We start from the raw sequence: 6,322 nt of genomic DNA on the forward strand, positions 1-6,322 counted from the left end.
TACGCGCGCCTGCTTTGCAAAACCGCCGCTGTTCCCGTAAAACTTGCGTCATATAAGCGGACCAGTCCGGCATGGTATACAGACGGGGCAGCCGCGCCGCAAAGTCTTCTTCCGAAAAGCCGTTCAGCCATAAGCGCAGCCAGTTTTCATCGACATACTGCAGAGTATTCAGAAAGGGCGGCGAGGTGAATTGCAAATCCACACTGAGATCCGGAATGACTGCCAAATGGGCGGCGTCGGCCACCAGATATCGCCCGGTCACTGTGTTGGGCGCCGGCTTGTCTTGTAAGTAAAACGCACTGCGCTGACGGAGCAGACCGGCAATCTGCAGTTCCCGGTTGTAATCGATTTGATTCTTTTGATTGAGCCTTTTTTGCTGCTCCGGCCGTGTTGCATAACCGACAGGCAAAGTCGGAAAAGAAAAATAGTGCGCATCGCTGCCAAGCAGACGTTCGGTCAGGATAAAGCGCAGCCAGCGATCGATGGAATCAAAGTCACCTGTCTGCTGCCGCGTCAGGAGATATTGCCGCAGGGAGAGCAGCTGCCGTAAAATTTGAGGAGAAAAATAGGCGAGCAGGTCCTGTCTTGCCGCTTCCTCGATCAACACAGGGGTATCAAAGGGAATTTCGCGCAGCCGTTGCTCAATCGCCTGTAAATCAGGCGGTTCCAGCCGCGCTTCGGCTAAGATTGGCATCAGGGGATTTAAGTCATTCAAAATAAAGCTGCGGCCCTGGCGCGCCGCCTCGATGCCTGTGCTGCCGCGCCCGGCAAAGACATCGCAGACCATGTCACCCGCCCGCGTTTTTTCGTGAATGAACCAGGCGGCGATCTGACTGTGCAAACCGGCAAGATAGGCTACCTGGTGAATGACCGCTTCTTCTCTGCCTGCCGCCGGAAAGACCAACTTCCAACAGGGCACGGCAGCTGCATAATCATGCGGCTGCCCCTGATACGGTTCTGCTTTGAGATATTCCATGCGGCTTCACCTCTCTTCCCTGCGGTGTGAATGTGAAAAAACGCCGCGTAAAAAGATACGCGGCGCAGCATTAACTGGCTCCACAAGTAGGATTCGAACCTACAACCTATCGGTTAACAGCCGATTGCTCTACCGTTGAGCTATTGTGGAATGTCAAGAACACCTTCATTTTAGCAGACGAAGAACCGCTTGTCAACGCAATCGCACTGTCTTTTCTGACAGGTTTCTTTCGCCGTTTGTCTTTGCGATAGATGACCTATGCTCTGTCTGGCTGTTCAAAGGTACCCCAGACAACCGGTTGTCCCTGATCGACCAGACAGCGGCCTTTTGCCCAAACCTGCCGGATGTTCAGCTGCTGATCGGTTATCAGCAGATCGGCGTCGGCTGCGACGGCGACACAACCTTTCCTGCCGCTCAGCCCAAAGAAAGCAGCCTGGTTGACGCCAAAAAAGTGCAGCGCCTGCGTCAGTGTCATGCCGGCCGCGACGAATGCTTGGAAGTTTTCATAAACAGTGCCGACGGAACCCACGCCGAGGCCGATATAATTGTTCTGCGCATCGAAGCGCGGCATCGAACCGTTGCCGTCCGAGCTGATGGTAATTTTATCAAGCGGAGCGCCTGCCGAGAGGACGTACTGCACCGCTTCCAGCGCCTTGTCGCCGGCGGTAATATCTATGTGACCACCCATTTTGGTGAAACGCACGCCTTGATCCAGGAGCATGCGGCTGCGCGCCATATGAGTAGGCAGCAGATTCTGTATCGGCAGATCGCAAACCTGCAAAAGATCAAAGAGAGGTTGGATACCGGCTTGCCCCGGACCGACATGCAGATGGGTGATGCCGGCTTTGCCGCCGATTAAACCGCCGACACGGGCTTCCATGGCCAGGCGGCCCAGTTCATCCAGCGTAGGATGCGCCGAACGGTGATCGGAAATCGCCACTTTTACCCCGATCACTTTCTCCAGCAAAATCACATCATCCCGCACATTCCTGGTGATGGTGGGAGAAGGAATTTCGTAGGAACCGGTATAACAGAAGGTGGTAATCCCCTCCGTCTCCAATGCTTTCGCTTTGGTAATCAGAGATTCTACCGAACGTGTGGTGCCGTCGGTGCCCAACACACCGACAATTGTGGTCACACCGTAGCGCGTAATCTGCGACAGTGTAATCTCCGGTGTGCGGGTGGCCGGACCGCCTTCACCGCCGCCGCCTAAAATATGGACATGAGCATCGATCAAACCGGGCATCAGAAGCAAATTCTGACAATCCACCACTTCTACTTGTCCCAGTCCCTGCGGAATTGGAATATGCGGAGCAATATGCGCAATGCGGCCGTCGGCAATCAGAAGATCCCGGATACCAAGATCTTCCGGCGCGTAAATATGAGCCTGCTGAAGCACTTTTAACATCTTTTGAACTTCCTTCCCATGCGATTCTTCTTATACTGAAAATGGTTCGCTTTTTTGCCCTGAGATTCCTGCAAAAATGTTTTTCAAAACCCGGGGATACTTCAATGCCTTCGCTTTTCGAGATAGCGCCGTATGGCTGTGATCAAAGGCATGCCGAGCAGCAGCACCACCCCGGTTTCAGACACGGCAATATAAAGAGCCGTGCTCCAATAGGGTAAATCATTCAGATAAGCAAGATAAGCGGCCACAATCAACCCGTTGAACAGCACCGGCATGGCGGCAGCCAGCCAAAAATGTTTACGGAAGTAACGGCTGCCCAGCGCTGCCAGGAGCGTAGCGAATGTGCCCAATACCCAGTCCCAGGCGCCAAACGGGCTGGTAAGGTTGGCTAAAAAGCAGCCCAGGCTGACGCCAACCACACCTTCCGGCAGCAGAATCGGCAGCAGGGTCAGCGCCTCCGAGGCGCGGAACTGCAGCGGACCGAAGGAGAGCGGCTGCAGCGCCAGCGCCGTCACGGCATACAAAGCGGCAATCATAGCCGTTAAGACAAGCGAACGCAGAGAAGTTTTCACAGAATAACACACCTTTCTGCTATGTACACGAAAAAAGAGGCCAATGGCCCCTTTTCGTGCTTTCACACAGCGGTCCATAGTTTTGTTTTACGGCAGGCGGATTTCGAACTGCCGGTATGAAGGCATTTCAGCCTTGTTTCAGCCAGTATAGCAGAATAGCTGCCGCACTACAACCGGAGTTTTCGCTGTTGACGGATTGATACGGATTTCCGGCAAATCAATCAGCTGAACAAAGGATTCGTTGTTTGTTCTGTCGAAAATCAAAAAAAAATAAGAAAATTGTGGTGATTATTTTGCTGTATCCCGCGAAAAATCAAATCAAAAATCCGCTGCTGCTGGCTCAATACAAGCAGTACTGCCTTGTCGATATCGAAACCAGCGGTCTGGATCCTGCCAGGGCAGAGATCGTGGAACTGGCCTGCAGCATTGTATCCGATGCGAGGATCATCGGAGATTTCAGTGTCCTGCTGCGGCCTTCCCAACCCATGTCAGAGGAAGTGATCGCCATCCACGGAATTCGCAATGAAGATGTGGAATCCGCTTTTTCACCGGCAGATGCTTTGGCCAGATTTGAATTCTATATCGGCGATCTGCCGTTGGTGGCGCACAATGCCAATTTCGACTTCACTTTTATTCAAAGCGCCCTGGGTTATCCCCTGCCGAATGCGCTCTTCGATTCGATGGCCCTGGCTCAGCTGTTGCTGCCTGCTCAGCCGCATTACAGCGTCAGCGCCCTCTGCGCTTACTTTAACATCGTCAATGAGCAGGCGCATCGGGCTCTTTCGGACTGTCACGCGACGGCGGAAATTGTAATTCGCCTGCTGCGGCAGTATGCCAAAGGCACTACCACCGCACCGCTCAAATTGTATAAAGTAGTGGAACCGAATACTTATCAGATTCGCGCACAGCTGAAAGCGGCGGGTTTTCGCTGGTATCAAGAGCAGCGCTGCTGGGGGATCGAGCAGCCGCCGCAGACTGAGCAGCCGCAGGAAATCATGATTCAGGGTTTCCTCTGCCGCCTGATGGGAACATAGGACGGCGATCTTTTGAAAACACGGCCCGGCAGTCGTCTTCCACGTCCGCCTTCGGCGTTTGTCAGATAATCCCAGGCTGCCAGAATACCCAGCCAGGTCTTGCTGTCCTGACGGATCGCCGGATTTTGCCGGGCCGCGGCAAGCGGCAGTTTGACCAGATCCAGGATCTCATCTTCATCGCAGGGCAGCGGATCGGCAGTCAATTCGCGCGCCAGAAAGAAATAAAAACGTTCGCTGCTATAGCCGGGCGAGACATAACTTGCGGCCAACAGCAGCAAATTAGCGCTGCGCAGACCGGTCTCTTCCCTGATTTCCCGCTGGGCTGCCGTTTGCGGCAATTCACCTGCTTCCATCACACCGGCAGGCAATTCCAGCATAATCTGTTCCGTTCCGGCGCGCCATTGTCTGACCAACAGGACGTTGCCCGCGGCATCGATTGGAATCAGAACCACTGCCGGTCCTTTTTCGACGACAGACCGCTCGTAGCGATGTCCCCGGGCATCCTCGACCGTTTTCTGTTCCACGCGAAAAATCGCTGTCCGCAGCTGCGTCTTAGTTGCTAAGACTGTGCAATTCAGTGAATCCATTTTCTCCTCCCGGCTGAAAAGAAGCTGTCATCAAAAGGGACAGCAACCTCTTTTTTATGCTTATTTCAAATTTAGTTTTTGGATGCCGCTTTCCAAACGCTCTACCGCTTCTTCCACCAACTGCCGGGGACAGGCTACATTGACCCGAATAAAGCCTTCGCCGCCCTCGCCAAAGGTAGTGCCGTCGTTAAAGACCAACTGCAGATCTTGCAGCAGCCATTCCATTAATTCCGGCTGACTCTTTTTTAAGCCACGGCAGTCGACCCATAAGAGATAGGTACCTTCCGGCAGCACGCATCGGAGCGGAGCGCAGCGGCTATTGATTGCCTGGACCATGTAGGCCAGATTGGCGTCGATGTGCGCATTCATTTGATCCAGCCATTCCACACCATCGGTATAACAAGCTTCCAGAGCAAGTTTCCCCATGTAGTTGCCGCCGGCACGGCCGATGCGGAATTTTTTATATTTCTCTCTGAGTTCCGCATTGGGAATCACAATGTAAGAAGTCCGCAAGCCAGCCAGATTGAAGGTTTTGGAACCGGCAAACATGACTGCCATGCGCTGTTCAATTTCCGGACCCAAAGTGCCGACAGTATGATGTTTCACACCGCTGCGGAGAATGTCAAAGTGAATCTCATCAGAGATTAAATAACAATCGTGTTCCAGCAGAATTGAAGTCAGCTTCTGCAGCTCCTCTAAAGACCAGACGCGGCCGGTCGCATTATGCGGAGAGCAGAGTAAAAATACTTTTGGTTTGGGCTGAGCAGTCTGGAACAGGCTCTGCAGCTGTTCAAAATCCATTTCATAGCGTTCACCGTTAAACTTGAGTGGATTCAAAACAATATTGCAGCCGCTGTTTTTGGTATTGGAATAAAAAGGCGGATAAACCGGATTCTGAAGAATCACGGAATCGCCGGGCTTGGTCATCACCGACAAAGCGCTGAAGCAGCCATCCATCACGCCGCTGTTAAAATCAATCCAGTCGGCTTCCACCTGCCAGCCAAAGCGGCTGCTGAGCCAGTTTTGTATGGCCGGGATCAGGCTTTTTCTGTCCGTGCTGTAACCGTAAGCGCCGTGTTCAACATAGGCTTTCAAAGCGTCGATGGCAGGCTGGCAGGTAGCAAAATCACTGTCGGCCACCGGCATCGGCAGCAAATCTCCCTTTTGATAAGGCCGGCTGTTCTTATTCCATTTTGAGGAATTCCAGGGACGACGATCTAAAAACTGATTAAAATCGTATTTCATAACAGGAACCTCCGCTCATAAAATAAACTGAATCCCGCACTGTTTACTTCAAAGCAGGTTAATCTTCCTGCCTGATCAAAGAAGTGACAAGATTCAGCGTAAAACCGTGAATTGCCCTACCTTTTCTCCCATCCGAATTTCATCGCCGATTTTCAGACTGTCAGTAAAAGTGATCATACCCGGCTCAAAGAGCAGGATCACCGTGGAACCGAAGTCAAACCAACCGATCTCTTGACCTTTGTCAAAATGTTGGGCAGCGAACCGCCTGGGCTCCATGCTTTTCCCTGTTTGCTTTGGTTTTGCGTCATCGACCACCATGCGAACCGAACCAACCTGGCAGGAACCAACCATAATCAGCGCGGCAGTACCGGCAGCGCTCTGCAGATAGGCAATTTCTCTGGCGTTCCGGCAGTAAAGACTCTCAATTCTCTGCCGGCTGAAGCGATTGACCGGGTATCTTGAGCCGTCGATCCGGCAGGTTTGTGCTATTTCGCAGTCAA

Annotated in this window: 7 protein-coding genes and 1 tRNA gene; 1 reads left to right on the top strand and 7 read right to left on the bottom strand. The window is 52.7% G+C overall.

Annotation, left to right across the window (positions count from 1 at the left end; translation table 11 throughout):
• From LLG09_02115 to LLG09_02130, 4 genes are all read right to left on the bottom strand, one after another.
• Positions 1-976: hypothetical protein (locus tag LLG09_02115; protein MCE5195914.1), on the bottom strand; the 976-nt coding region annotated here is incomplete at its 3' end.
• 75 nt (positions 977-1,051) lie between these two features.
• Positions 1,052-1,126, bottom strand: a tRNA-Asn gene (locus tag LLG09_02120).
• 106 nt (positions 1,127-1,232) lie between these two features.
• The gene (gene iadA / locus LLG09_02125) at positions 1,233-2,384 is read right to left on the bottom strand and encodes a beta-aspartyl-peptidase (protein MCE5195915.1); all 1,152 of its coding nucleotides are present in this window, start codon (positions 2,382-2,384) and stop codon (positions 1,233-1,235) included.
• A 101-nt stretch (positions 2,385-2,485) separates the two neighbouring features.
• Positions 2,486-2,956, bottom strand: coding sequence for a QueT transporter family protein (locus tag LLG09_02130; protein MCE5195916.1), 471 nt, complete (start codon positions 2,954-2,956; stop codon positions 2,486-2,488).
• A 284-nt stretch (positions 2,957-3,240) separates the two neighbouring features.
• Between LLG09_02130 and LLG09_02135 the strand changes: the two genes are divergently transcribed.
• Complete coding sequence (locus tag LLG09_02135; protein MCE5195917.1) at positions 3,241-3,990, top strand: 3'-5' exonuclease; 750 nt, start codon at positions 3,241-3,243, stop codon at positions 3,988-3,990.
• On the opposite strand, the gene LLG09_02140 is transcribed toward LLG09_02135, so the two are convergent.
• The 3 genes from LLG09_02140 to LLG09_02150 all read right to left on the bottom strand — a co-directional run.
• A complete protein-coding gene (locus tag LLG09_02140; protein MCE5195918.1) occupies positions 3,957-4,577 on the bottom strand; it encodes an NUDIX hydrolase in 621 nt (206 codons plus the stop codon). The two genes, LLG09_02135 and LLG09_02140, sit on opposite strands and share 34 nt — an antisense overlap.
• A 60-nt stretch (positions 4,578-4,637) precedes the next feature.
• A complete protein-coding gene (locus LLG09_02145) occupies positions 4,638-5,822 on the bottom strand; it encodes a PatB family C-S lyase (GenBank protein MCE5195919.1) in 1,185 nt (394 codons plus the stop codon).
• A gap of 93 nt (positions 5,823-5,915) precedes the next feature.
• Positions 5,916-6,322, bottom strand: a 407-nt coding sequence (locus LLG09_02150) for a phosphatidylserine decarboxylase (GenBank protein ID MCE5195920.1), incomplete at its 5' end; no start/stop codon positions are given.

This window comes from Negativicutes bacterium, from assembly GCA_021372785.1.
In the GTDB taxonomy this organism is placed as follows: domain Bacteria; phylum Bacillota; class JAAYKD01; order JAAYKD01; family JAAYKD01; genus JAJFTT01.